This window comes from Streptomyces nojiriensis, from assembly GCF_017639205.1.
Taxonomy (GTDB): domain Bacteria; phylum Actinomycetota; class Actinomycetes; order Streptomycetales; family Streptomycetaceae; genus Streptomyces; species Streptomyces nojiriensis.
The window spans coordinates 2,465,581-2,490,815 of sequence record NZ_CP071139.1; the positions used below are offsets into that span (position 1 = coordinate 2,465,581).

Annotated in this window: 23 protein-coding genes and 1 tRNA gene; 15 read left to right on the forward strand and 9 right to left on the reverse strand. The window is 72.7% G+C overall.

Annotated features, from left to right (window positions below; all coding sequences use genetic code 11):
* Window positions 1-85: 85 nt before the first annotated feature.
* Complete coding sequence (locus tag JYK04_RS11555) at window positions 86-1,411, reverse strand: M20/M25/M40 family metallo-hydrolase (RefSeq protein ID WP_030009121.1); 1,326 nt, start codon at window positions 1,409-1,411, stop codon at window positions 86-88.
* 165 nt (window positions 1,412-1,576) lie between these two features.
* On the opposite strand from JYK04_RS11555, the gene JYK04_RS11560 reads away from it, so the two are divergent.
* A tRNA-Leu gene (locus tag JYK04_RS11560) sits at window positions 1,577-1,664 on the forward strand.
* Between the two features lie 135 nt (window positions 1,665-1,799).
* Here the strand turns inward: JYK04_RS11560 and sigJ are convergent.
* The gene (sigJ, locus tag JYK04_RS11565; RefSeq protein WP_189739891.1) at window positions 1,800-2,750 is read right to left on the reverse strand and encodes an RNA polymerase sigma factor SigJ; all 951 of its coding nucleotides are present in this window, start codon (window positions 2,748-2,750) and stop codon (window positions 1,800-1,802) included.
* Window positions 2,751-2,872: 122 nt separating this feature from the next.
* Between sigJ and JYK04_RS11570 the strand changes: the two genes are divergently transcribed.
* Both JYK04_RS11570 and JYK04_RS11575 read left to right on the forward strand, forming a co-directional pair.
* On the forward strand, window positions 2,873-3,256 hold the full coding sequence (locus JYK04_RS11570) for a hypothetical protein (protein WP_189739888.1): 384 nt from the start codon (window positions 2,873-2,875) through the stop codon (window positions 3,254-3,256).
* Window positions 3,257-3,361: 105 nt separating this feature from the next.
* Window positions 3,362-5,122, forward strand: a complete 1,761-nt coding sequence (locus tag JYK04_RS11575) for a SpoIIE family protein phosphatase (protein ID WP_189739885.1) — start codon at window positions 3,362-3,364, stop codon at window positions 5,120-5,122.
* A 57-nt stretch (window positions 5,123-5,179) separates the two neighbouring features.
* Here the strand turns inward: JYK04_RS11575 and JYK04_RS11580 are convergent, their stop codons facing one another.
* From JYK04_RS11580 to JYK04_RS11590, 3 genes are all read right to left on the reverse strand, one after another.
* The gene (locus tag JYK04_RS11580; RefSeq protein ID WP_189740500.1) at window positions 5,180-6,619 is read right to left on the reverse strand and encodes an amino acid permease; all 1,440 of its coding nucleotides are present in this window, start codon (window positions 6,617-6,619) and stop codon (window positions 5,180-5,182) included.
* A gap of 220 nt (window positions 6,620-6,839) precedes the next feature.
* On the reverse strand, window positions 6,840-8,411 hold the full coding sequence (locus JYK04_RS11585; protein WP_189739882.1) for an APC family permease: 1,572 nt from the start codon (window positions 8,409-8,411) through the stop codon (window positions 6,840-6,842).
* A 119-nt stretch (window positions 8,412-8,530) separates the two neighbouring features.
* Entirely contained in the window at window positions 8,531-9,478 is a 948-nt protein-coding gene (locus tag JYK04_RS11590) for a hypothetical protein (protein WP_189739880.1), read from the reverse strand.
* A gap of 272 nt (window positions 9,479-9,750) precedes the next feature.
* Here JYK04_RS11590 and JYK04_RS11595 point away from each other — a divergent pair, with 272 nt between their 5' ends.
* On the forward strand, window positions 9,751-10,176 hold the full coding sequence (locus JYK04_RS11595; protein WP_189739877.1) for an ASCH domain-containing protein: 426 nt from the start codon (window positions 9,751-9,753) through the stop codon (window positions 10,174-10,176).
* 36 nt (window positions 10,177-10,212) lie between these two features.
* Here JYK04_RS11595 and JYK04_RS11600 read toward each other — a convergent pair whose 3' ends face one another.
* A complete protein-coding gene (locus JYK04_RS11600; RefSeq protein WP_189739874.1) occupies window positions 10,213-11,868 on the reverse strand; it encodes an FAD-binding dehydrogenase in 1,656 nt (551 codons plus the stop codon).
* 85 nt (window positions 11,869-11,953) lie between these two features.
* Between JYK04_RS11600 and JYK04_RS11605 the strand changes: the two genes are divergently transcribed.
* The 8 genes from JYK04_RS11605 to JYK04_RS11640 all read left to right on the forward strand — a co-directional run bounded on the left by JYK04_RS11605 (window position 11,954) and on the right by JYK04_RS11640 (window position 18,419).
* The gene (locus tag JYK04_RS11605) at window positions 11,954-12,475 is read left to right on the forward strand and encodes an NUDIX hydrolase (protein ID WP_189739871.1); all 522 of its coding nucleotides are present in this window, start codon (window positions 11,954-11,956) and stop codon (window positions 12,473-12,475) included.
* 9 nt (window positions 12,476-12,484) lie between these two features.
* Entirely contained in the window at window positions 12,485-12,883 is a 399-nt protein-coding gene (locus JYK04_RS11610) for a YidH family protein (protein ID WP_189739868.1), read from the forward strand.
* Window positions 12,880-13,197 (forward strand): DUF202 domain-containing protein, encoded by a 318-nt coding sequence (locus JYK04_RS11615; RefSeq protein ID WP_189739865.1) that lies wholly within the window; start codon window positions 12,880-12,882, stop codon window positions 13,195-13,197. The genes JYK04_RS11610 and JYK04_RS11615 overlap by 4 nt, the downstream gene beginning before the upstream one ends.
* 86 nt (window positions 13,198-13,283) lie before the next feature.
* Window positions 13,284-13,580, forward strand: a complete 297-nt coding sequence (locus JYK04_RS11620; RefSeq protein ID WP_030010404.1) for a hypothetical protein — start codon at window positions 13,284-13,286, stop codon at window positions 13,578-13,580.
* A 99-nt stretch (window positions 13,581-13,679) separates the two neighbouring features.
* A complete protein-coding gene (locus JYK04_RS11625; RefSeq protein WP_189739862.1) occupies window positions 13,680-14,591 on the forward strand; it encodes an MBL fold metallo-hydrolase in 912 nt (303 codons plus the stop codon).
* A 142-nt stretch (window positions 14,592-14,733) separates the two neighbouring features.
* On the forward strand, window positions 14,734-15,792 hold the full coding sequence (locus tag JYK04_RS11630) for a phosphotransferase family protein (protein ID WP_189739859.1): 1,059 nt from the start codon (window positions 14,734-14,736) through the stop codon (window positions 15,790-15,792).
* Between the two features lie 11 nt (window positions 15,793-15,803).
* Window positions 15,804-17,030 (forward strand): acyl-CoA dehydrogenase family protein, encoded by a 1,227-nt coding sequence (locus tag JYK04_RS11635; protein WP_189739856.1) that lies wholly within the window; start codon window positions 15,804-15,806, stop codon window positions 17,028-17,030.
* A 189-nt stretch (window positions 17,031-17,219) separates the two neighbouring features.
* On the forward strand, window positions 17,220-18,419 hold the full coding sequence (locus JYK04_RS11640; RefSeq protein WP_189739853.1) for a S8 family peptidase: 1,200 nt from the start codon (window positions 17,220-17,222) through the stop codon (window positions 18,417-18,419).
* 35 nt (window positions 18,420-18,454) lie between these two features.
* Here the strand turns inward: JYK04_RS11640 and JYK04_RS11645 are convergent, their stop codons facing one another.
* From JYK04_RS11645 to JYK04_RS11655, 3 genes are all read right to left on the reverse strand, one after another.
* Window positions 18,455-19,060, reverse strand: a complete 606-nt coding sequence (locus tag JYK04_RS11645; protein ID WP_030010409.1) for a TetR/AcrR family transcriptional regulator — start codon at window positions 19,058-19,060, stop codon at window positions 18,455-18,457.
* A 68-nt stretch (window positions 19,061-19,128) separates the two neighbouring features.
* Window positions 19,129-20,934 (reverse strand): class I adenylate-forming enzyme family protein, encoded by a 1,806-nt coding sequence (locus JYK04_RS11650; protein WP_189739850.1) that lies wholly within the window; start codon window positions 20,932-20,934, stop codon window positions 19,129-19,131.
* Complete coding sequence (locus JYK04_RS11655; RefSeq protein ID WP_373297457.1) at window positions 20,919-21,683, reverse strand: SDR family oxidoreductase; 765 nt, start codon at window positions 21,681-21,683, stop codon at window positions 20,919-20,921. The genes JYK04_RS11650 and JYK04_RS11655 overlap by 16 nt, the downstream gene beginning before the upstream one ends.
* Before the next feature lie 96 nt (window positions 21,684-21,779).
* On the opposite strand from JYK04_RS11655, the gene JYK04_RS11660 reads away from it, so the two are divergent.
* The 3 genes from JYK04_RS11660 (at window position 21,780) to JYK04_RS11670 (ending at window position 25,221) form a co-directional block, all read left to right on the forward strand.
* Window positions 21,780-23,084, forward strand: coding sequence for an exo-beta-N-acetylmuramidase NamZ family protein (locus JYK04_RS11660; protein ID WP_189739844.1), 1,305 nt, complete (start codon window positions 21,780-21,782; stop codon window positions 23,082-23,084).
* Window positions 23,085-23,167: 83 nt separating this feature from the next.
* Window positions 23,168-24,526 (forward strand): serine-threonine protein kinase, encoded by a 1,359-nt coding sequence (locus JYK04_RS11665; RefSeq protein ID WP_229875713.1) that lies wholly within the window; start codon window positions 23,168-23,170, stop codon window positions 24,524-24,526.
* A 95-nt stretch (window positions 24,527-24,621) separates the two neighbouring features.
* Complete coding sequence (locus JYK04_RS11670; protein ID WP_189739841.1) at window positions 24,622-25,221, forward strand: hypothetical protein; 600 nt, start codon at window positions 24,622-24,624, stop codon at window positions 25,219-25,221.
* Window positions 25,222-25,235: the final 14 nt, after the last annotated feature.

Here is a 25,235-nt window from a genome sequence, read left to right on the forward strand (position 1 = left end):
ACCTGTAACGAGGAGGGTTCACCGGGGCTACGAGCGTATGAGTGCATTCACTCTTCTCAGTGGAATGCGCACACCTTCTCGAATCTCAGGCGTTGTCGATGAACCGGTCGAGCACCCGCACACCGAACTTGAGTCCGTCGACCGGCACCCGCTCGTCCACACCGTGGAACATCCCGGCGAAGTCCAGCTCCGGAGGCAGCTGCAGCGGCGCGAAGCCGAAGCAGCGGATGCCGAGGTCGTCGAAGGACTTGGCGTCCGTACCGCCCGAGAGCATGTACGGGACCGCCCTCGCGATCGGGTCCTCGGCCTTCAGGGCACCCTGCATGGCGTCCACCAGCCTGCCGTCGAAGTCCGTCTCCAGCGCCTTGTCGCCGTGCACGTCCTCCCGCTTCACGCGCGGGCCGAGGATCCGGTCCAGGTCGGCGAAGAACTCGTCCTCGTAGCCCGGCAGGAACCGGCCGTCGACGTGGGCCGTCGCCTGGCCGGGGATGACGTTGACCTTGTAGCCGGCGCCGAGCATCGTCGGGGCGGCCGAGTTGCGCAGCGTCGCGCCGACCATCTTGGCGATGCCGCCGAGCTTGGCGAGGGTCGCATCCATGTTGTCGGGGTCCAGGGGGGTCCCGAGCGCGTCCGAGAGCTCGTCCAGGAAGCTGCGCACCGTCTTGGTCACGCGGACCGGCCACTGGTGGCGGCCGAGCCTGCCCACGGCCTCGCACAGCTCCGTGATGGCGTTGTCGCTGTTGGTCATGGAGCCGTGGCCCGCGGTGCCCTCCACCGTGAGCCGCATCCAGTGCATGCCCTTCTGGGCGGTCTCCACGAGGTAGAGCCGCAGGTTCTCGTTGACCGTGAAGGAGAAGCCGCCGACCTCGCCGATCGCCTCGGTGACGCCCTCGAACAGGCCCGGGTGCTTGTCGACGAGGTGCCGGGCCCCGTAGATGCCGCCCGCCTCCTCGTCGGCGAGGAAGGCCAGCACGATGTCCCGCGGGGGCTTGCGCCCGCTGCGCATCCGGTCGCGTACGACGGCCAGCGTCATCGCGTCCATGTCCTTCATGTCGACGGCGCCGCGGCCCCACACGCAGCCGTCGGCGATCTCGCCCGCGAAGGGGTCGTACGTCCAGTCGGCGGCGTTGGCCGGAACCACGTCGGTGTGCCCGTGGATCAGCAGCGCCGGCCGCGAGGGGTCCTCCCCCTCGATCCGCGCCACGGTCGAGGCGCGCCCCTTGTGCGATTCGAAGATCTGCGGCTCCAGCCCGACCTCGGCGAGCTTCTCGGCGACCCATTCCGCCGCCTTGCGCTCCCCGGGGCCCGAGTGGTCCCCGTAGTTGCTGGTGTCGATCCGGATGAGGTCCCGGCAGAGGTCGACCACCTCGTCCTCACCGGAGACGGTCCTGCCCGTGCTCGACTCGCTCACGCTGCTTCCTCCCACTGATCAGTACCGAACCCCCATCCTCCCGCCCCGGGCCGCTCTCCCCAAGGGCGATCCTCGGTCGTCGGGGGGTGTGATCGAGGACCCCGGAATGTTTGGTAATGTTTTCCACGTCGGAACGGCCCGCGAGGGACGCGAGACAGACACCTTGTCCGGGTGGCGGAATGGCAGACGCGCTAGCTTGAGGTGCTAGTGCCCTTTATCGGGCGTGGGGGTTCAAGTCCCCCCTCGGACACCATGGTCATACGACCTGGAAGAGCCGGTCAGAGCGACGCTGAGTCGCACTGGCCGGCTCTTTCGTCGTCCCGCGGCGTGCGGCGCCCCGGTGGAGCCGGCGCGGGCCGGCAGTGCCGGTCACCGGGGGCGCGCGGGGTCAGCCCTGTCCGTCCTCCAGCCAGGGGCGGAGCTTCTCCGGATTGCGGACCGCCCAGATGCGCGTGACCCGGTCGCCGCTGAGCTCGAAGGCCGCCACCGTCACGGTGATCCCGGTGTGCTGGGCGACCAGGCCGGGCCGGCCGTTGACCGAGCGTTCCAGGAGCTTCAGTCCGGGAGCCCTGTCGGCGATCTGGATCAGGTACTCGGCGATGCGCGCGGCGCCCTCGACCGGGCGCAGTGCGGCGCCGACCAGTCCGCCGCCGTCGGCGATCATCGCGGCGTCGGGGGCCAGCAGGCCGACGAGGGCCTTGATGTCCCCGGCTTCCCAGGCCTCCTTGAAGTTCCGTACCAGAGGGGCCTGTCCGGCCGTCGGGGCCGTCGGGACCTGCGCGGCGCCCACCCGTCGGCGGGCCGACGTCGCCAGCTGCCGGCAGGCCGCCGGCGTCCGGCCGACGATCGCGGCTATCTCGGCGAAGGGGTAGCGGAAGACGTCGTGGAGGATGAACGCGACGCGTTCGGCCGGGGTCATCGACTCCAGTACGACGAGGAAGGCCATGTTGACCGACTCGTCGAGGGTGACCCGGTCGGCCGGGTCCACCGGCCCGGCCCCGCCGCCCGCCGGGCCGCTGATCCACTCCGCGCGGTCGGGCAGCGGCTCGGGGACCCATTCGCCGACGTAGCGCTCGCGCCGCGCCCGCGCCGAGCCGAGCAGGTCCAGGCAGATGCGGCCGGCGACCGTCGTCAGCCAGGCGCCGGGCGACTCGACGGCCTCCTGCTTCTGCTTCGGCATGGCGTACCAGCGCGCGTAGGTCTCCTGTACCGCGTCCTCGGCCTCGGCCAGCGAACCGAGCAGCCGGTAGGCGAGGTTGGTGAGGTGTCCCCGCTCCCCGACGATCGCGTCCAGGGCCGGATCGGACCCGCCACCCCCGCGCACGGACGACGTACTCATGCTCACGACCGCTCCCCCTCGCCCGCCTCTCGGTGCCTCGCCTCACATTTCGCGGGCCCACGTCGTCGGACTACCGAGACCATATCGATCTACGCCGTGAGGCAGAAGAGGGGACCGCCACCATGGCCACACTGACGACGGAGAAGCCGCGTACCTTCACCTTCCTGCAGGTCACCGTCGGCCTGCAGACCTTGGCCATCTTCTTCCAGGCGGTCACCGCCGGGGTGCTGCTGTCCTCCGCCCACGGCGAGCTGCTGCACGGCATCGGAGCGCGCGTGATGTACGGGGCGACGATGCTGTACGTGATCGCGGCGGTGCTGGCGTGGCGGCCGGGCGGCGGGTCGCCCCGGCCCGTCCTGTACTCGTCGGGCTTCCTCGTCCTCGCCTCGGTGCAGGTGGTCCTGGGCATCGCGCGCGTGCCGTCGGTCCATGTCCCCCTGGGTGTCACGATGTTTGCCCTGAGCCTGCTCGCGCTGAGCCGCAGGCCGTCGGCCCGCCGGTCCTGATCGGCGCAACAGGGCAGGTCAGAGCGGCGCAATATCGCCCTGACCTGCCCTTTTGCTATGTTGGGATCACATCGGAGGGGCAGACCGGCTGATGGAGGTCCCGTGATGTGGGCTGAGGGTGCCGGCCCGCGTCCGCTGTTCGGCCAGGACGCGGACGAGGTGGTCGCCGCCGCCCTGGCGGGTGATCCGTCCGATGTGGACCGGCTGGTGCGCGAGTACCGGCTGCTGCGGCAGGTCCTCGACGGGGCCCGGGCGGGGATCGCCCTGCTCGACACCGACCTGCGCTATCTGTACGTCAGCCCGCACATGGCCGTGATGAACGGCCTGCCCGCCGAGGCGCTGCTGGGGCGGACGCTGAACGAGGTGCTGCCGGACGTCGAGCGTCCCGACGAGGTGCTGCACCAGGTGCTGCGGGACGGGCGGCCCCGGGAGCTGGTCCTGGAGGGCCGCACGCTGGCCGATTCCCCGTACGAGTCGCGGGTGTGGCGGGGGACCTACCATCGGCTGGAGGAGGACGGGCGGGTGCTGGGGCTGGCGGGGATCGGCCTGGAGGTCAGCGCCCCGAGGGAGCGGCAGCGGGAGCTGTCGCGCACCAACCGGCGCCTGCTCCTGCTGGACACCGCCGCGGTGCGGGTCGGCACCACCCTCGACGTGGACACCACCTGCCGTGAGCTGACCGGGTTCCTGGTTCCCGGGCTGGCCGACGCCGCGAGCGTGGAGCTCATCCCGCGGGAGGGGCCGGGCGGGGAGCTGCCCGACGGCGGGTCCCTGCGGCTGCGGCGGGTCGCGGTGGCCTCGGTACGGGATCTTTCGCTGCAGGTGCGGGCGCTCGGCGCGGCCGGGGAGTACGTGGACTACCAGCCCGGCTCCGCGGTCCGGCAGTGCCTGGAGAGCGGTGAGCCGTGGCTGGGCAACTTCTCCTCCGACGAGGCCTTCAGCCGGGCGGCGCCGAGCGCGGACCGGGTCTCCGCGTACCGGGAGGCGGGGATCCACTCGGGGGTCGTGGTCCCCCTGATCGCCCAGGACCGGCCGATCGGCACGCTCACCCTGGTGCGTGCCGGGGATTCGCCGGCCTTCGGGCGCGAGGACGTCGTGGTGGCCCGGACCCTGGCCGAGCGGGCGGCCGCCAGCCTGGCCAAGGCGGAGCGGTTCGCCCGGGAGCAGGGGATGGCCCTCGAACTGCAGCAGGCGCTGCTGTCCGAGCCGACCTTCCCGCACGACGACCTCGAGGTGGCCTCCCGCTACCTGCCCTCCGGCACGGGTGTCCTGGTGGGCGGGGACTGGTTCGACTGCCTGGCCCTGCCCGGGGGCCGGACGCTGCTGGTGATGGGCGACGTGATGGGCCACGGGGTGGAGGCGGCGGTGGCCATGAGCCACTACCGCTCCCTGATCCGCGCGCTGGCCGCGTCCGGGAACCCGCCGGCGGACATCCTGCGCGAGGCGGACCAGGTCGTTTTCGCGGGCGGTCTGGACCGGGTCGCCACCTGCCTGCTCGTGCTGGTCGACCGGGCCGCCGGGGCGTGCGTCCACGCGAGCGCCGGGCACCTGCCCGCCATGGTCATCGGCCGCGGGCAGGGCCCGTTCCTGGCGCCGGTCCCGGTGGGCCCGCCGCTGGGCACCGGCTACGGCCGGTACGAGGACGCGTCCTTCGAGCTCAAGCCGGGCTGCGTCCTGGTGCTCTTCACCGACGGGCTGGTCGAACGCCGGGGTGAGGACATCGACGCCTCGCTGCGACGGCTCACCGGCATCCCGCTGCCGGTGGACGGGGCCCTGGACGAGGTCATCGACACGGTGCTGGCGGCGCTGCGGGTCACCGACGCGGAGGACGACGTCACGGTCCTGGCGGCCCGCACCGCCGGCCGGTGAACCGGCCGAGGCCCCCGCGTGGGACGGGTCCGTGCGGGGGCCTCGGCGGTCGCGGGATCAGCCGCGGGTGGTGGCGAGTTCGGCCACGCGGCCGCGGACCAGGTACCAGCCGCCGACCAGGGCGGCGCCGATGACCGGGACGAAGAGGACCGTGGTGCGGCCGACGCCGCCGTCGCACCACATCAGCACCAGCACGGCGAGCAGGAAGACCAGGGTGACGATCTGGGTGTACGGGGCCCAGGGCAGGCGGTACGAGGGGCGCTCCACGAGGCCCTGCTGGGCGCGGCGCCAGAAGAACAGCGAGCAGACCATGACCATCGCCCAGGTGCCGAGGATGCCCAGCGAGGCGAAGTTCAGGACGAGTTCGAAGGCGTCCTTCGGCATGAAGGCGTTCAGCCCGACGCCCGCGAGGCCGAAGGCGGCGGTGAACAGGACGCCGCCGTAGGGGACCTTGCCCTTGTTCATGACGCCGGTGAACTTCGGTGCGGAGCCGGACAGGGACATCGAGCGCAGGATGCGGCCGGTGGAGTAGAGGCCGGAGTTCAGGCTGGAGAGGGCGGCCGTCAGGACGACGAGGTTCATGATGCCCGCGGCGCCGGGGACGCCGAGCTTGTCGAAGACGGTGACGAAGGGGCTCTGGTCGGAGCTGTACGCGGTGTAGGGCAGGAGGAGGGCGAGGAGGACGACCGAGCCGACGTAGAAGAGGCCCACGCGCCACATGATCGAGTTGATCGCCTTGGGCATGATCTTCTCGGGGTTCTCGGTCTCGCCGGCGGCGACGCCGCAGAGTTCGACTGAGGCGTACGCGAAAACGACGCCCTGGATCACCAGGAGCATCGGGAGGACGCCGGAGGGGAAGAGGCCGCCGTTGTCGGTGATGTTGGCGAGGCCGGGGGTGGTGCCGCCGATGTCGTGGCTGGTGGCGACGAGCCAGATGCCGACGACCAGGAAGACGACGAGCGCGGCGACCTTGACGAGCGAGAACCAGAACTCCATCTCGCCGAAGTACTTCACCGAGATCAGGTTGGCGGTGAGCACGATGGCGAGGGCGATGAAGGCGAGGACCCACTGGGGGACGTCGGTGAACAGCGACCAGAAGTGGGCGTAGGTCGCGGCGGCCGTGATGTCGGCGACGGTGGTCGTGGACCAGTTCAGGAAGTACAGCCAGCCCGCCGTGTAGGCGCCCTTCTCCCCCATGAACTCACGGGCGTAGGAGACGAAGGCACCGGAGGAGGGCCGGTAGAGGACGAGCTCGCCGAGCGCCCGGACGACGAAGAAGGCGAAGACTCCGCACACCGCGTAGGCGATCGCGAGGGAGGGGCCGGCGCCGGCGAGGCGGCCGCCCGCGCCGAGGAAGAGGCCGGTGCCTATGGCCCCGCCGATCGCGATCATGTTGATGTGGCGGGACTTGAGGTCCTTGCTGTACCCCTCGTCGCCGGCGTCGACATGGCGGGTCGGCGCCGGGGCGGGTGCCTCGGTCAAGGTGCGGTCACTCAGGTCACTCATGTGGGACTTCGCCTTCGTGGATGGGACAAGGCAGGCCCGGACCGCCGCGCAGGGGAGCTGGGTGGTGTCCCCTGTGCTGCGATCCGGGTGGTTTGGTCGCAACAGGAGACCATGAGGCTCCGCTCCCCTCCAAAAGCACCCCCCGCACGCCGAAGCCCCCGACGACCATGGAAACGGGTGTCGGGGGCTTCGTAGGGGCTGGAAAGCGAGGTCAGTCGCCGGGGGTGGCCTCCGCCGCCTGGTCGAGGCGGAAGGCCTCGTTGCCCAGGCCGATACGGGCGTGCACCTCGGGGCGGCTGCGGCGCAGCACGGCTCCGTAGGCCAGGCCGATCACGACGGCGGCGCCGATGATGCCGGGCAGCACCCAGCTGAGTGCGGAGCCCTTCTCGGCGCCGACCAGGACGCCGAAGTCCTTGACGGTGTAGACGGCGATGGCGAGCAGGGCGAGTCCGGCGGCGCCGGCCGCGACGAGGCGCCAGACCTGGGCGCCGGCGGTGCCGCGGCGGACGAAGAAGGCGATGACGGCGAAGGAGGCGGCGGCCATGAGAAGGGTCACGCCGAGGGCGCCGACGCTGCCCATCCAGGTGAACAGGTGCAGTACGGGGGTGGTGGGGTCGGGCGGCTGCACCGCGAGGGCGGGGTCGGCGGGGGCCTTGTCCTCGGTGAGTGCGAAGGCGATCACGACGAGGGCGGCGACGCCGGTCTGCAGCAGGGATCCGGTGGCGGGGGCGCCGGTGCCGGCGTTGGTGCGGCCGAAGGCGGCCGGGAGCAGGCCTTCGCGGCCCATGGCGAAGGCGTAGCGGGCGACCACGTTGTGGAAGCTGAGCATGGCCGCGAACATGCCGGTCACGAAGAGGACGTGCAGGACGTCGGTGAAGGTGGTGCCGAGGCGGCTCTCGGTGAGCTGGAAGAGCAGGGTGGGTCCGGCCTCGGCGGAGGTCTTGACGACCTCGGAGGGGCCGGTGGCGACGGTGAGGGCCCAGGCGCTGACGGCGAAGAAGAGGGCGACGAAGCCGACGGCGAGGAACATCACGCGGGAGACGACGATGTGCGGCTTGCTGGTCTCCTCGGCGTAGACCGGGGACTGCTCGAAGCCGACGAAGGCGGCGATGCAGAAGCAGAGGGCGGTGCCGAAGCCGGCTCCGCCCAGGGTCTCGGGGTTGAAGGCGTGGAGCGAGAGGCCTTCCGCGGCCGGCTTGCCGATGGCGGCGATGTCGAAGACGACGACGAGGACGCACTCGACGAGGAGGAGGAACCCGAGGACCTTCGCGTTGAGGTCGATCTTGAGCCAGCCGAGCGCGCCGGTCACGGCGACGGCGAGCAGGGCCGGTATCCACCAGGAGAGTTCGATGTCCAGGTAGGTGGCGAAGAGGCCGGACATCTCGAAGCCGAGGATGCCGAAGACGCCGACCTGCATGGCGCTGTACGCGACGAGGGCGACGAGGGCGGCGCCCGCGCCGGCGGTGGGGCCGAGGCCGCGGGCGATGTACGCGTAGAAGGCGCCGGCGTTGTGGACGTGGCGGCTCATCTCGGCGTAGCCGACGCTGAAGAGCGCGAGGACGGCGCCGAGGATGACGAAGAGCAGGGGCTGGCCGACGATGCCCATGACCCCGAAGGTCGTGGGCATGACACCGGCGACGACCATCAGGGGCGCGCTCGCGGCGAGCACGGACAGCAGCAGGCCCGCGGTGCCGAGGCGGTCGGCGCGCAGGGCCCGGTCCTGGCCCTTGTAGGTACGGATCTCGGCCGGGTCTTGGAGCGTGGAGGATCTGCCCGTCGGCATGGCGGCGTCCTTTCGGGGGCGTGGTGCTCGGGGATGGGCGCTTGGGGGGCTCGGGGGTGGCGCTCGGGGGTGCCGTCCGGCCGGTGGCGTCCGGCGGGCGACGAGGTCAGGCGGCGCGGTCAGGCGGTGCCGAGTGCGACGCCGCGGGCGGCGAGGAAGGCCTTCTGCGGGTCCCGGTCCGGATAGGACCAGGGGGCGCGGGTGGCATGGCTGCCGATGCGGTGGAAGAGGGCGGCGGCCTCGGCGGGGCGGCCCTCGCAGAGTTTGGCGTGGGCGAGGAAGTTGAGGTCGACGCGGTTGCGGGGGTGGTCCTCGCGCTCCCACTCCAGCCACCAGTCGAAGGCGGAGCGCAGGACCTGGCGGGCGCGGCGGCCCGCCCAATGGGCGGCGGCCGACTCGGGCGAGTGCCCGTGCGTGGCGGCCAGCACCCGGTACCGCTCGGCGTGCGCGACGACCGGGAGGACGGCGAGCGGGGAGTCGGCCGGGGACTCCTCGGCGGCCCAGGACGCGAAGTCGTAGACCTCGTGGAGCGGGTCCTGGCCGGAGCCGAGGGCGCGTTCGGCCAGTCTGGCGACCATCAGGTGATGGGCGTGGTGGTGCTCGCGGTGGCGGGCCCGGACCTGGTCGAAGTGGCGGCTGAACTCCTCCTCGCTGCCGAAGGTGCGGGAGAGGAGGAGCAGCCCGAGCCAGGGCGTCGGGTCCGCCGGGTGCAGGGCGGCGGCCCGGCGGCAGGCCTCCTCGGCGGCGGCCGGGGTGCCCTTCTGGCGCAGGGCGGCGAAGACGGCGGCGCAGGCGAGCAGGGAGGCGGCGTCGGCGCTCTCCGGTTCGGCGAGCAGCCACTCGCGGGCCCAGGCGGTGGCCGCCGGGGTCTGCGCGAGGACGACGACGCGGTGGCCCCGGCGGTCCCAGTCGTCGCCGGTACCGACGAGGAGGGAGCGGGCCCTGGCCCACCGGCCCTGGGTGAACTGGGCGCGTACGTCGACGAGTTCGGCGTCGCACAGGGCCGGGTCGAAGAGCTGGGCGTCCCGCTTGCGGGCACGGCCGAGGGGCGGCGGAGGCGGGGACATCCGCGGGTTTCCCTCCAGGACGCGGGCGGACGAGGGCGGACGGGGGTGCGGCGGCCGGTGTCCCGCGCGAGGCGCACGCGAGGGTTCGGCCGGGTGGGTCGGGGGATCGCGACGGTGAGCGCGCCGGTGATCACGCACAGCAAAGCGGTACGCCCAGCTCCGCGTCAAGGTCTGGTCCACCCCGTGGCGGGTTTCAACTGCTCTTCCGGTGGTGTGAGTTGGGACGGACGGGCCGGATCCGTGGCGTCCGCGCCATCTCGTAGGGTGGCCGCATGACCACCTGCGACGATCTTCCCCCGTATCTGCTGGGGTTCCCCGGTCCCCTGCGCGACCAGCTGGTCGCGGCCGTGCTGAGCGGGGCGAAGACCAGCACCACCGGCCTGCTCGCGGAGTACGAGGCCGAGGACGAGCCCTTGCCGCAGCCCGGCGCCCGGTCCCTGCTGGTGGATTCCGCGGAGCGCGGGGTGGCGGTGGTGGAGGTGACCGCGGTGGACGTACTGCGACTGGGGGACGTCGGGCTGCGGCACGCGCTCGACGAGGGCGAGGGGTACACGTCGGTGGCCGAATGGCGTACGGCGCACGAGGAGTTCTGGCACAGCGAGCCGGTACGCGGAGCGATCGGTGACCCGGGGTTCACGGTCGACGACGACACCCTCGTCATCGCGGAGCGGGTCCGGATCACCGAACGGCTGGTCTGACCTTCCCCGCCCGTCGGGCCGCACAGCCGGGTGACGTCAGCCGACGGCCCGGGCCGCGGCGCGGCCCGCCGCCCGGCCCGAGAAGATGCACCCGCCGAGGAAGGTGCCCTCCAGGGCCCGGTACCCGTGCACCCCGCCACCGCCGAATCCGGCCGCCTCGCCCGCCGCGTAGACGCCCGGCAGCGGTTCGCCGGACGGGGTCAGGACGCGCGAGGAGAGGTCGGTCTCCAGGCCGCCCAGGGACTTGCGGGTCAGGATCGACAGCCGTACGGCGATCAGCGGCCCGGCCTTGGGGTCCAGGATCCGGTGCGGGGCGGCCGTGCGGATCAGCTTGTCTCCGAGGTATCTGCGGGCGCCGTGGATGGCGGTGACCTGGAGGTCCTTGGTGAAGGGGTTGGCGATCTCCCGGTCGCGGGCCACGATCTCGCCCCGGACGGTCGCCTCGTCGAGGAGGTCCTCCTTGGTGACCGCGTTCATCCCTCGGACCAGGGCGGACAGGTCGCGCTCGACGACGAAGTCGGCGCCGTTGTCCATGAAGGCCCGGACCGGGGCGGGTACGGCCTGGCGCGCGCGGGTGAAGACGTCGCGCACCGACTTTCCGGTCAGGTCCGGGTTCTGCTCGGAGCCGGAGAGGGCGAACTCCTTGCCGATGATGCGCTCGTTGAGCACGAACCAGGTGTGGTCGTGGCCGGTCTTCATGATGTGGTCGAGGGTGCCGAGGGTGTCGAAGCCCGGGAAGAGCGGCACGGGCAGCCGCTTGCCCGTCGCGTCCAGCCACAGCGGGGAGGGGCCGGGCAGGATGCGGATGCCGTGCCGGGCCCAGATCGGGTCCCAGTTCTGGATGCCCTCCGTGTAGTGCCACATCCGGTCCTTGTTGATGTGGCTGGCGCCGGCCCGCTCCGCGATGCCGAGCATCAGACCGTCGACGTGCGCCGGAACCCCGGAGAGCATCCGCTGCGGCGGCGTGCCGAGCCGGGCGGGCCACTGCGCGCGGACGAGGTCGTGGTTGCCGCCGATGCCACCGCTGGTGACGATCACAGCCTGGGCCCGCAGGGTGAAGGTGCCGGTGGCCTCGCGGCTGCTGGCGGTGCCGCGTCCGGCGTCGGAGGGTTCCAGGATCTCACCCGTGACGGTGTCCACCGCGCCGGCCGTGGCGGAGAGGCCGGTGACCCGGTGGCGGAACGCGAACCGGACCAGGCCGCGGGCCACGCCGGCCCGCACCCGCCGCTCGAAGGGCTCCACCAGGCCGGGACCGGTGCCCCAGGTGATGTGGAAGCGGGGTACGGAGTTCCCGTGGCCGTTCGCGTCATAGCCGCCGCGCTCCGCCCAGCCGACCACCGGGAAGAAGCGGACGCCCTGGGCGTGCAGCCAGGAGCGCTTCTCGCCGGCTGCGAAGTCCACGTAGGCCTCGGCCCAGCGGCGCGGCCAGGCGTCCTCCTCGCGGTCGAATCCGGCGGTGCCCAGCCAGTCCTGGAGGGCGAGCGCGTGACTGTCCTTGATCCGCATCCGGCGCTGTTCGGGCGAGTCCACGAAGAACAGCCCGCCGAAGGACCAGTGCGCCTGGCCGCCGATGGACCGCTCCGGCTCCTGGTCGAGCAGGATGACCTTGCGGCCCGCGTCGACGAGCTCGGCGGTGGCCACGAGCCCCGCGAGCCCCGCCCCGATCACGATCACGTCTGCGTCGTACGTCATGCGGATACCCGTCCTCCGTCGGTGGTGGGGCAGATCCTTGGCTACGGAGCGGTAACCAGTCAACAGCGGTGATTGGATGACCTGTATGAGTGCCGCTGACGAAGTACTGGACGTGGTGGACCGGGACGACCGGGTCGTCGGACAGGCCCCGCGGGGCGAGGTGTACGCCCGGGGGCTGCTCCACCGTTGTGTGTTCGTGCAGGCCAGGGACGCGGAGGGGCGGATCTTCGTACACCGGCGGACCGCCTCGAAGCTGGTCTTCCCCGCGTACTACGACATGTTCGTGGGCGGGGTGCTGGGCACCGGCGAGAGCTATGCGCAGGCCGCGCTGCGCGAGGCCGAGGAGGAGCTCGGGGTGCGGGGGCTGGCGCAGCCGACGCCGCTGTTCAAGTTCCTCTACGAGGGTCCGGGCGGGGCCTGGTGGTCGTACGTGCACGAGGTGCGGTGCGAGCTGCCCGTGGACCCGCAGGCCTCGGAGGTCGACTGGCACGCGTACCTCACCCGGGAGGAGCTGGACCGGCGGGTGGACGGCGGGGAGTGGGCCTGGGTGCCGGACGGGCTGGAGGCGTACCGGCGGCTGCGCGCACATCCGGAATCCCGCTTGTAGATTGATCGGGTGATCGACTTCGTCAAGGACGTGCGCCTCTGGTTCGCACCCTCGCGGCTGAGGGACGAGGGCGAGACCCCGGACTACCGCTTCTCGCTGGCCAACGAACGGACCTTCCTCGCCTGGATCCGGACCTCGCTGGCGCTGGTGGGCGGCGGTTTCGCCGTCGACCAGTTCCTGCCGGACCTGCGCTGGGGGGTGCGGGTCGGGATGGCCTTCACGCTGCTCGCGGTGGGCGCGGCCTGCGCGCTGCGGGCGGTGAACCACTGGGTGCGGTGCGAGCGGGCGATGCGGCTGGGCGAGGACCTGCCGCTGTCGCGCTTCCCGGTGCTGCTGAGCCTGGGCGTCGGGCTGGTGGCGGTGACGATGGTGGTGGTCGTGCTGCTGGGCTGGACGTCGGGGCGGTGAGCGGCTCGGGCACGGACCGCGATGCCGGGCTGCAGCCCGAGCGGACCCGGCTCGCGTGGCGGCGTACGACCCTGGCCTCCTCGGTGGTGGCGGTGCTGGCGCTGCGGCAGGCCTTGCGCGGGACGGGCGCGCCGGTGGAGCTGGCCGGGGTGGCGGCCATCGCGCTGATCTGGCTGGCGTTCCTGGGGGTGGCCCACCGGCGGATCCGGACGCTGGCCGCCGACCGCCCGCAGGACCTCGCGCCGCGGGCGGCCCTGGCGGTGGTGGCGTGCACGGTGGCGCTGGCGGCTTTCGCGATGGCGGTGATCCTCTGAGCCGTCGGCCGGTGTGATGATCGCACTTTGCCGCACCATTGCGACACAACGGGCGATGTCCGGCAATCCACACTAACCTCGGCGCCATGACGACCCTGCACCACGAACACCCCACGCACCAGCACACGCACGGCGCGGACTGCGGGCACCAGGCGGTCTCGCACGGCGACCACGTCGACTACGCCCACGACGGCCACCTGCACCGGGAGCACTCGGGGCACTGGGACGAGTGCGAGCCCAGCGGGCACACCACGCACGACGGCCACGCGCACGCGCACGGGGCGGACTGCGGGCACGAGACGGTCCGGCACGGCGATCACGTGGACTACCTGCACGACGGACACCGGCACGCGGAGCACGACGGACACTACGACGACCACTGACGGGTACGGCCGACCGGACTCCGGTACCCGCCCTCCCCCCGCGCGGCGACGGCTGGCAGGATGCCGACCGTTCGTCAAAGCGACCCGGGGAGAGCGCAGATGTCCGTCGAAGAGCCGTACCTCGTCCAGCCGGCACCGGGGGTGTACGCCTACGTCCAGCCGGACGGCGGCTGGTGCCTCAACAACGCCGGGTTCGTGACCGACGGGGACCGGACCCTGCTCGTGGACACCGCCGCCACCGAGCGGCGGGCCCTGGCCCTGCGCGCCGCGATCGTGGCGGCCGGGGTGCCGCTCCCCCGCACCGTGGTCAACACCCACCACCACGGCGACCACACGTACGGGAACGGCGTGTTCGCCCCCGAGGCGCTGATCCTCGGGCATGACAACGCACGGTCCGAGCAGCTCGCGGCCGGGCACCAGCTGGAGCTGATCTGGCCCGCCACGGACTTCGGCGCGGTCGACATCGTGCCGCCCGACCTCACCTACAGCGACCGGGCGACCCTGCACGTCGGGGCGACGGAGGTGCGGGTCGTCCACCCGGGCGTCGCGCACACCACCGGGGACTCGGTCGTGTGGCTGCCCGGGCAGCGGGTGGTGTTCACCGGCGACCTGGTCTTCGCCGGGGGGACGCCGTTCCTCGCGATGGGCTCCCTCGCGGGCTCGCTGCGGGCGCTGGAGCTGCTGCGCTCGCTGGACGCCGAGACCGTCGTACCGGGCCACGGCCCCCTCACCGACCCCTCGGCCTACGACTCCACCGAGCGCTATCTGCGGTACGTGGCCGAGCTCGCCCGGGAGGGGCGGGCCAAGGGGCTGTCCCCGCTGGAGGTGGCCCAGCAGGCCGATCTCGGCGAGTTCGGCTCCTGGCGGGAGAGCGAGCGGCTGGTGGCGAACGTGCACCGGGCGTACGCGGAACTGGACGGCCGGCCGGAGGGCGCGCCGCTGGACATCCTGGCGGTCCTGACGGACATGACCGTGATGAACGGCGGAACACCGATCCTCTGCCACGCCTGACAACACCGGATATCGCCGGGCGGAGAGTTTTCTTTCCGCCCGGCCCCTGGACGACATACCGACTGGTCGGCATGATGGCTCGCGACGGTGCTCCGACGCACCGCCGCTCTTCCCCTCGTCGACTCGCACGGAGGTGCGCACCATGACCTCAGCCCCGGCCGACCCGCGCGGCCTGGACCTGGAGCGGCTGCGCGGTCATCTCGACCGGGCCCGGCCGGGACTCGTGGCCGGAGCGCTGCGCGGCCGGCTCATCGAGGGCGGCCGGTCGAATCTCACGTACGAGATCACCGACGGGACCGCCCGCTGGGTGGTCCGCCGGCCGCCACTGGGCCACGTCCTGGCCACCGCGCACGACATGCGGCGCGAGCACCGGGTCATCGAGGCGCTGCACGGCACGGCCGTGCCGGTGCCCGAGCCGCTGCTCCTGTGCGAGGACGAGGCCGTGCTCGGGGCGCCGTTCTACGTCATGGAGTTCGTGGACGGGGTGCCGTACCGGACGGCCGAGCAGCTCGCGGCGATCGGCCCGGAGCGGACCCGGCGGGCGGTACTGGGCCTGGTGGACACCCTGGTCGACCTGCACGCGGTGGACCCGGTAGCGGTGGGCCTGGGCGACTTCGGCCGGCCCGAGGGATTCCTGGACCGGCAGCTGCGCCGCTGGGGCAAGCAGCTCGCGGCCTCCCGGGGCCGGGAGCTCGCGGGGATCGACGAGCTGCACGGCGCGCTGGGCCGGAGGCTGCCCGTCTCCCCCGCCCCGACCGTGGTGCACGGCGACTTCCGGCTCGACAACGTCCTCATCGGCGGAACCCCGTCCGGCACCGACACCGTCCGGGCGGTGCTGGACTGGGAGATGTCCACGCTCGGGGATCCGCTGACCGACCTCGGGCTGCTGGTGATGTACAGCTCGGACCTGGGCCTGACCGGATCGCCGGTCAGTACGACGAGCGGGGCGCCGGGCCATCCGACGCCGGCCGAGCTCGTCGAGCGGTACGCCGCCCGCTCGGGGCGGGACACCGGGGCGATCGCCTGGTACACGGCCTTCGCCTGGTTCAAGCTCGCCGTGATCCTCGAGGGCATCCACTACCGCTACACGCTGGGACAGACCGTCGGGGCGGGCTTCGACCGGATCGGCGAGCTGGTCCCGGTCTTCATCGAGCACGGACTGACCACGCTCCAGGACCGCCAGGACCGCCAGGAAGGCTGAGGAACCCACCCATGGATTTCGCATTCGACACCCGGACCGAGGAACTCCGCGAGCGGCTGCTCGCGTTCATGGAGGAGTACGTCTACCCGGCGGAGCCCGTCGCCGCCGAGCAGCGCGCACGGCTGGCCTCGCCCTGGGACACCCCGGCCGTCTTCGGTGAACTGAAGGCCGAGGCGCGCCGCCAGGGCCTGTGGAACCTCTTCCTGCCGGACGCGGAGCACGGCGCGGGGCTGACCAACCTCCAGTACGCGCCGCTCGCCGAGATCACCGGCCGCAGCCCGCACCTGGCGCCGATGGCGACCAACTGCGCGGCGCCGGACACCGGGAACATGGAGCTGCTCGCCCAGTTCGGGAACGAGGAGCAGAAGAAGCGCTGGCTGGATCCCCTGCTGGCCGGGGAGATCCGCTCCGCCTTCGCGATGACCGAGCCCGAGGTGGCCTCCTCGGACGCGACGAACATCGAGACCCGCATCGAGCGCGACGGTGACGAGTACGTGGTGACCGGTCGCAAGTGGTTCATCTCCGGGGCGATGAACCCGAACTGCGGGATCTTCATCGTGATGGGCAAGACGGACCCGGAGGGCGCCGATCCGCGCCGCCAGCAGTCGATGGTCCTGGTGCCGCGCGACACCCCGGGGGTCGAGGTGCGCCGGGCGATGACGGTGTACGGGTACGAGGACCACGACCACGGCGGCCACGCCGAGGTGGTCTTCGACGGGGCCCGGGTCCCGGCGTCGAACCTGATCGGCGAGGAGGGCACCGGCTTCGCCATCGCCCAGGCCCGGCTCGGCCCGGGCCGCATCCACCACTGCATGCGGCTGATCGGGATGGCGGAGCGGGCCATCGGGCTGATGTGCCGGCGCGCGGTGGAACGTACCGCCTTCGGCAAGCCGCTGGCCGCCCAGGGCGTCGTACAGAACTGGATCGCCGATGCCCGGGTGACGGTGGAGCAGCTGCGGCTGCTGGTGCTGAAGACGGCCTGGCTGATGGACACGGTCGGCAACCGGGGCGCGCACACCGAGATCCAGGCCATCAAGATCGCGACCCCGCGGGCGGTGGTGCGGATCCTGGACGACGCGGTGCAGCTGCACGGTGCGGGCGGGGTGAGTCAGGACTTCCCGCTGGCCGAACTGTGGGCGGCGGCACGGACCCTGCGGCTGGCCGACGGACCGGACGAAGTACACCAGCGGTCCTTGGCGCGGCGGGAGTTGAAGCGTTACGCGGCCGGTCGTCCGTGAACGTGTGGGAATCGTGCGGGAGTTCGCGTGAACTCGTGTGCGAGATGAAGGCGGTGCGGGGGACCCTTTAAGAAACCTTGTTGAACAACCCCGTAACCCCAAGGCGTTCTTGATTTGCGCCTGTCAATCGGAACAGGGTTCTCCAGAAGGTCTGACGCCCCCAACGTCAACACGAGGAGAACCCTCCAGATGGCAACCCATAAGCGCTCGCGCGGTTTCCGGTACGCGGCAGTCGGCACCGGAGCGGCCACAGCGGCCGCCGCCGCCCTGCTCGCCACCCCTCTCGCGGGAGCGGCGACACCGGCCGAAGGCACGGTGTACGGGCTCGGCGCACCCGGCGCGATCAGCGGAAGTTACGTCGTCATACTCGACGCATCCGCGAACAAGGAACAGCTCGCCCGCAAGTACGGCGGCGAGCTGAAGCGCTCCTACGGCTCCGGGGTCAACGGTTTCTCGGCCTCGGGCCTGAGCGAGACCGAGGCGAAGCGGCTCGCCGCGGACCCGGCCGTCGGCAAGGTCGTGCAGAACAAGAAGTTCACCATCAACGCCACCCAGACCAACCCGCCGTCATGGGGGCTGGACCGGATCGACCAGACCGCGCAGGCGGGCGACAAGAAGTACACCTACCCGGACGGCGGCGGTGAGGGCGTGACGGCGTACGTCATCGACACCGGCGTGCGCACCACCCACAAGGACTTCGGCGGCCGTGCGACGTCCGGGTTCGACGCGGTGGACAACGACGACAGCGCCGACGACGGCAACGGCCACGGCACGCACGTGGCCGGCACCATCGCGGGGACCTCGCACGGCGTCGCCAAGAAGGCGAAGGTGGTCGCGGTGCGGGTGCTGGACGACAACGGCTCCGGCACCACCGAGCAGGTCGTCGCCGGGATCGACTGGGTCACGAAGAACCATTCGGGGCCCTCGGTGGCCAACATGAGCCTGGGCGGCGGCGCCGACGAGGCCCTCGACGAGGCGGTGCGCCGGGCCGTCGCCGCGGGCGTCACCTTCACCGTGGCGGCCGGCAACGAGTCGGCCGACGCCGGCCAGGGCTCGCCGTCCCGGGTCAAGGAGGCGATCACGGTGGCGTCGAGCACGATCGACGACCAGCAGTCCTCGTTCTCGAACTTCGGCTCCGTGGTGGACCTGTACGCGCCGGGCTCGGACATCACGTCCACCTGGAACGACAGCGACACGGGGACGAAGACCATCTCCGGCACGTCCATGGCGGCCCCGCACGCGGCCGGCGCCGCGGCGGTCTACCTGGCAGGGCACCCGTCCGCGACTCCGGCGCAGGCGGCCGCGGCACTGACGGGGGCGGCCACGTCCGGGGCGATCACCAACCCGTCGGCGGGCACGGCGAACAAGCTGCTGAAGGTCGCCCCGTAGTGGTGGCTGCCTAGCGTCCCGACGCCCCGAGGGGCCTATGGGCGCAGCGCGCGCAGCAGCAGGTCGGCGAGGTGATCGGCGACCTGCTGCGGCGTGAGCGGGCCGTCCGCGCGGTACCAGGTGGACAGGTGGTGGACGGAGCCGAAGTGGTAGTCCACCACCAGGTCGGCGGGGGTGGCGCTGGAGAACACGCCCGTGCGCTGGCCCTCCTCGACCAGCGCCCGGAAGCGCTCGTGGTAGCGCCGGCGCTCCGCCCTCACCTGCTTGGACTTCTCCGGGCTGAGCTGGTGCATCGACCGGAAGAAGATCATCGCGTCGTCGAGGTTCTCGATGGTCGTGACGACCACGTCGGCGGCCGCGGTGCGCAGCCGCTCCTCGACGGGCGCGTCGGAATCGGCCACCGCGTCCAGGCGCTGCTGCTGGAGCCGCAGCATCCGCGCGTACACCTCGTGCAGCAGGTCGTCCTTGGATCCGAAGTAGTGGTAGAGCGCGCCCTTCGTGACACCGGCCGCCTCGACGATCTCCTGGACCGAGGTGCGGTCGTAGCCGCGCTCGGCGAACAGCCGGGTGGCGACGGCCAGCAGCCGCTGCGGTACCGGGGCCTCGTGCGTGCCTGCGGGTTCCGTGGTCCGTGCCGCCATGGCGCTGACCTTCCCTTCCTCGTTCCTGCCTGGTCACTGCGACCAGCTGTACGACCGTCCGACTGTTTTCAGCCGCGATCGCGCAGTTCCCGTCGCAGGATCTTGCCACTGGTCGTCTTCGGAAGGACAGGCAGGATCTCGACCTGGCGCGGGTATTTGTACGCGGCGATGCGCTCGGCGCAGTAGGCGGCGAGCTCCGCCGGCTCCACCGAGGTGCCGGGACGCAGGCTCACGTACGCCTTCACGCTCTCCCCGCGGTACGCGTCGGGGACGCCGACGACGGCGGCCTCGCGGACGGCGGGGTGGGTGTAGAGCACGTCCTCGACCTCCCTCGGCCAGACCTTGAAGCCGGAGGCGTTGATCATGTCCTTCTTGCGGTCGACGACGTAGAGCCAGCCGTCGGGGTCCATGAAACCGACGTCGCCGGTGCGCAGCTCGCCGTCCGGGAAGGCCTGGGCGGACTCCGCCGGCAGTCCCCAGTAGCCGGGCACGACCTGCGGGCCGCGGACGGCGATCTCGCCGGTCTCGCCGAAGGGGACCTCGGCGCCCTGCTCGTCGAGGATGCGGACCACGGTGTCGGCGCCCGGAAGGCCCACGGAGAGGGTCCCGGAGGCGGGGTCCACGGGGGCTTCGAGGTGCACGGGCACGCTGGCGCACGGGGCGGTGCACTCGGTGAGGCCGTAGCCGTTGCGGAGGTAGAAGCCGAAGGCGGTGCGCAGGCGCTCGACGAGCGCGGGCGGGAGCGGGGCGCCCCCGGAGGAGATCACCCGGAACGAGGCGAAGTGGTCCGGGGTGGCCTCGGGGTGGGCGGCGAGGGCCATGAAGGCGGTGGCCGGGCCGACGGTGTAGGCGGGGCGGTGTTCGAGGAAGGCGTCGAGGACGGCGCCGGCGTCGAAGCGGTGGGTGAGGACCAGGGTGCCCGCGTTGGCCAGGCAGGCGGCGAGCTCGCAGACCATGCCGGTGATGTGGAAGAGGGGCGCGAGGGCGAAGTAGGTGGCGCCTTCGGGGAGGGGGTGGGAGGTCACCTGCCGGACGGCGTTGTAGGTGAGGGCGCCGTGCGGGTTCATCGCGCCCTTGGGGGTGCCGCTGGTACCGGAGGTGTAGCTGATCAGGGCGGTGTCGGCGGCGGTGAGGTACGGGTCCTCCGGCGCGGGCCGCCCGCCGCGGGCCACGGTGAGGAGGTCTGCGGCGGTGGGATCGGCGGTGTCCGGGGCGGCCGGATGCTGCCGGCCGGGCACCGCGTCCGGCGCGTCCGCCTGGGCGGGCACGAACGGCCGGGCGGGGGCCGCGGCCCGGTCCGGCGCCGGGCCCGCCGGGCCGACCGGGCCCGCCGGGCCGAAGACGCGCGGGTCGTCGCGGGTCTGGAAGTCCCGGTCCGATGCGGTCAGCACGGTCCGTACGGCGCTGTCCCGCGCGGCCTCGCCCACGTACGCCGTCCACGCACCGCCGTCGCAGACGAGCGCGGCGGCCCCGGAGTCGCGGAGGATGTGCCCGACCTCGCCGGATTTGTACATGGGGTTGAGCGGGACGACGACGGCCCCGGCCTTCCATGCCGCGAGGACGGCGAGCACGAAGTGCGGGGTGTTCTGCAGCATGACGGCGACCCGGTCCCCGCGCCGGATGCCGCGCGCCGCGAGGTGGCCGGCGACGGAGTCGGAGAGCTCGTCGGCCTCCGCGTACCCGATCCGGCCGTCGAAGTAGGCCAGGGCGGTGCGTCCGGGGGCCCGGGCGACCGCCTCGCGGAAGGCGTGCAGCACGGTGGGCGGCGGTGCGACGGGCTCGCGCTGGACCGCGGCGAGCAGCCCGAGCCACGGCTTGGCGGCGTACCGGGAGGCGCCGGCGGCGGAATGGGCGGGGATCACCGGGTCTCCCATTTCTGCTGGAGGTGGTTCATGCCGCTCAGCCAGCGGTCCGGCTCGGTGGCGCGGGCGGCGTAGAAGTCGGCGACCTCGGGGTGCGGGAGGATCAAGAACCGGCCCTTCTCCATGCCGTCGAACAGTGCGTCCACGACCGCTTCCGGCTCGATCGCGGTCGGCGCGAGCACGAGTTCGCCCGCCGAGCCCGCGGCGGTCAGCATGTCGGTGCGCACCCCTTGCGGGCAGATGGCGTGGACCTGGACCCCGCGGTGGCGGTAGGTCAGCGAGAGCCATTCGGCGAAGGCGAGCGCACCGTGCTTGGTGACACTGTACGGGGCCGCTCCGATCATGGTCAGGAGCCCGGCGGCCGAGACGGTGGACACGAAGCGGCCGCTCTCCCGCTCCAGCCAGTCCGGCAGCAGCAGTCTGGCGGCGCGGACGTGGGCCATGACGTTGGTGTCCCAGGCCGCCTCCCAGACGGCTTCGTCGGCGAAGGCGTCGCCGCCCGAGGCGAGCCCGGCGTTGGCGCAGTAGACGTCGACCGTGCCGCCGAGGGCCTCGCGGGCCTCGGCCACGATCGCCGAGGCGTCGCCCGGCACCGGGATCGCCCGGGCTCCGATCGCGGCCGCGACCGAGGCGGCCTTGGCCGGATCGAGGTCGTTGACCACCACCGTGGCACCCTCGGCCGCGAAGCGGTGCGCGAGGGCGGCGCCGATGCCGCCGCCCGCGCCGGTGACGACGACTCGCTGGTCCTGGTACGCGCTCACGGGGTCCACCTCTCGTGCGGCCGGATGCCGGATTCGCGGGCAGACTAACCGGTCGGTATGTCGGTGGGAAAGGGGCACGACCCCTAGCGTGGCCGGATGACGCTGTCGCGACGCGGGGTGCTGGGGCTGGCGGGGGCCATCGGATCGGCGGGCGCCCTGGGAGCGGGGCCACGCGAATCCGCCGGGGCGACCGGGGCCGCCGGGGCCACGGCGCCGGTCGGGGCCACGGCGCCGGTCGGGGCGGCGGTCGGCCGGGTGCGTACCGGATTCGAGCGGCTCGCCGCCGACGGGTACGCCGCGCTGGCCGGGCAGAAGGTCGGGGTGGTCACCAACCCCACCGGGATCACCGCCGACGCCCGGCACCTGGTCGACGTACTGCACGCGGACGAGCGGGTCGACCTGGTGGCGGTGTTCGGCCCCGAGCACGGCTTCCGCGGCACGGCTCAGGCGGGCGGCTCGGAAGGGGCCTCCCGGGATCCGGCGACCGGGCTGCCGGTGTACGACACGTACGACAAGAGCGGGCAGAAGCTCGCGGACGTGTTCACGGCGGCCGGGATCGACACCGTCGTCTTCGACATCCAGGACGTCGGGGCGCGCTTCTACACCTACATCTGGACCCTCTACGACTGCATGCGCGCGGCCGCGCTCGCCGGCAAGGCGGTGGTGGTGCTGGACCGGCCCAACCCGGTGGGCGGCCGGCGGGCCGCGGGGCCCGTGCTGGAGCGGCCGTACGCGAGCTTCGTCGGCCGGGAGCCGATCGCCCTGGCGCACGGGATGACGGCGGCCGAACTGGCCCGGCTCTTCAACGGCGAGTTCCTGACGGACCGCCCGGTCGGGCTGCGGACGGTGCCGATGTCCGGGTGGCGGCGGGAGTCGTTCTTCGGGGAGACCGGGCTGCCCTGGGTGCCGCCGAGCCCGAACATGCCGACCCCGGACACGGCCCTCGCGTACGCCGGTACGTGCCTGTTCGAGGGGACGAACCTCTCCGAGGGCCGCGGGACGACCACGCCCTTCGAGGTGGTCGGTGCGGAGGGGCTCGACCGGCGGTGGGCGGAGGCGGCGAACGCGCTGGGGCTGCCCGGGGTGTGGTTCCGGGAGGCGTACTTCACACCGACCTTCTCCAAGCACGTGGGGAAGGTGTGCGGCGGGGTCCGGCTGATCGTGCACGACCGGGAGGCCTTCGACCCGGTACGGGCCGGGATCGGACTGCTGATCACGGCGCGGCGGGTGTGGAGCGGCTTCGGCTGGCGCGCGGACCACTGGATCGACCGGCTGACCGGCTCGGACCGGGTGCGGACGCTGGTGGACGCCGGGGCGGACGTGGACGAGGTCGCGGGTGACTGGGCGGCGGGGCTGGCGCGCTTCGGGGCGGTGCGCGAGGAGTACCTGCTGTACCCGTGATCCGACCGCGTCGGGGGGCTGGCCGGGCGGGCCCCGCAGCAGGATGCTGACTGCAGCGGAGGCACGGCGTGAAGGGGGACGTCATGGCGGACGTGGGTGGCGGGTTCGGGATCGGGATCGGGGCCGGGATAGGGGCCGGGATCGGGGCCGGGATCGGGGTCCGGCCGTACGCGGAGCTGACCTTCGACTCCGAAGGGGACGTGGACCGGGTCACGCAGGGGACGGTGTCCCGGATGGAGGCGACCGACCTGCTGGTCTTCGCGCACGGCTGGAACAGCGACCGGTCCACGGCGACGCGGCTCTACGACCGGTTCTTCGCGCCCTTCCAGGAACTGGTGGGATCGGGGGTGCGCCTGGGGTACGTGGGTGTCGTATGGCCCGCGATGCAGTTCTCCGACGAGCCGATACCGGACTTCGAGGCGCCGGGCGTCCTCGCGGAACCGGGCTCCGGCAGCGCGCTGGACCCGCTCACCCGCCGGGCGCTCGGCGAGTTCTGGCCGGAACGGCGGGCGGAGCTGGACCGGGTGGCGGAACTGCTCGAGGAGCGGCCGGACTCGGCGGCCGCCTTCATCGAGTTCGGCGCCCTGGTGCGCGAGTTGGCGGGGGTGGACGCGGTGCCCGCGGCGGTCGTGCCGTCGGTGCCCGCGATCTTCACGGAAGACGTGCTGGAGGTGTGCGGGGCCCTTTCCGTCGCCTTGGCGAGGGCGGGGGTGCCGGGCGCGGGAGACCCGGCGGGCGCGGCTGACCCTCACGGTCCGGGTCTCACCGTCGGCGGCGGGCTGCACGGTCTGTGGGACGGAGCCAAGGAACTGCTGCGCCAGGCGACGTACTACAAGATGAAGAAGCGGGCGGGGGTGGTCGGCGAACGCGGCCTCGGCCCCGTGCTGGCCCAGCTGGCGGCCGCCCGCCCCGCCCTGCGGTTCCACCTGATCGGACACAGCTTCGGGGCGCGCGTCGTCTCCTTCTCCCTGCGCGCGGTACCGGACCGGGCCCGGTACGTGAAATCCGTGACCCTGCTCCAGGGGGCCTTCTCCCACTACGCGTTCGCCGACCGGCTGCCGCACGACAAGGGCAACGGCGGCGCCCTGCGCGGGCTCCAGCGCCGGGTCGACGGACCGGTGGTCGCCTGCCATTCCCCGCATGACGCGGCCCTCAGGGTCTTCTACCCGCTGGCCTCCCGGATGGCGGGCGATTCGGCCGGGCTGCTGGGTTTCGACGAGCGGTGGGGCGCCATCGGGCACGACGGGGTCCAGGCCGTCCCGGGTGCGCCCCGGCTGAGCTTGGACACCGTGCTGCGCGAGGGGCTGCCCGCGGCCGGTTGCGTCAGTGTGGACGCGGGCTCCGTGGTGCGGCGCGGCGGCGCCCCGTCGGGGGCGCACAACGACATCTGCCACGAGGAACTGGCCCGGGTGGTGGTGACAGCGGGGCGCATGGGGCGCTGAGTTCTGGCCATGTGCCACCCGCACGCCTCGTCCGCCCCCGCATGCGCCCGCCTTCGGCCGGGCATGTTGGGCACATCGGCGGAGGTGATGGTGTGATGGCGGGATTCCGGAGTCTGGCCTACCAGGTGCGCGACGCGCGCAACGACCGGGCCTTGCGGCGCCATTCACTGCGCCGCTGCCTGGAGCGGTTCGCGCCCTACGGGCACCGGGCCACGTGGTGGCACCTGTGCGACCGGCACGGGATCGCCCCCGAGGACCGGGGGGCCGATCCGCTGCGGCTGGTCGCCGCCCTCGAGGAGCTGGAGGACGCGCGGGCGGTCTGGCTGGAGTACGAGCGGCAGTTCGCGGAACGGCGCCGGCGGGAGAAGCACCACGGGCTGCGCCGGCCGGAGTGGGCGTGGGGCGGGAGCGGGGACGCGGTGGTGCGGTGCGCGGATCCGGGGGTCCGGCCGGAGGGGGCGCTGGGCGAGGTGCTGCGCAGGCTGGTGCGGGCGCTGGAGTCGGGACCGGGCACGGCGTGTCCGGTGTGCGGGGACACCGAACTGCACTGGCCGGAGGTGGCTCCGGTCGGCCCCTGGGCGGGGGCGCTGGCCTGGGACGGGCCGGTGTGCGCGGGCTGCGGGATCGTGGTGCCCAGACCGGCCCTGGTGGACAGCCCGGCGCTGCTGGGCACCCCCTCGGCGGGCGCCGCGTGAGAACGCCGCCTCCG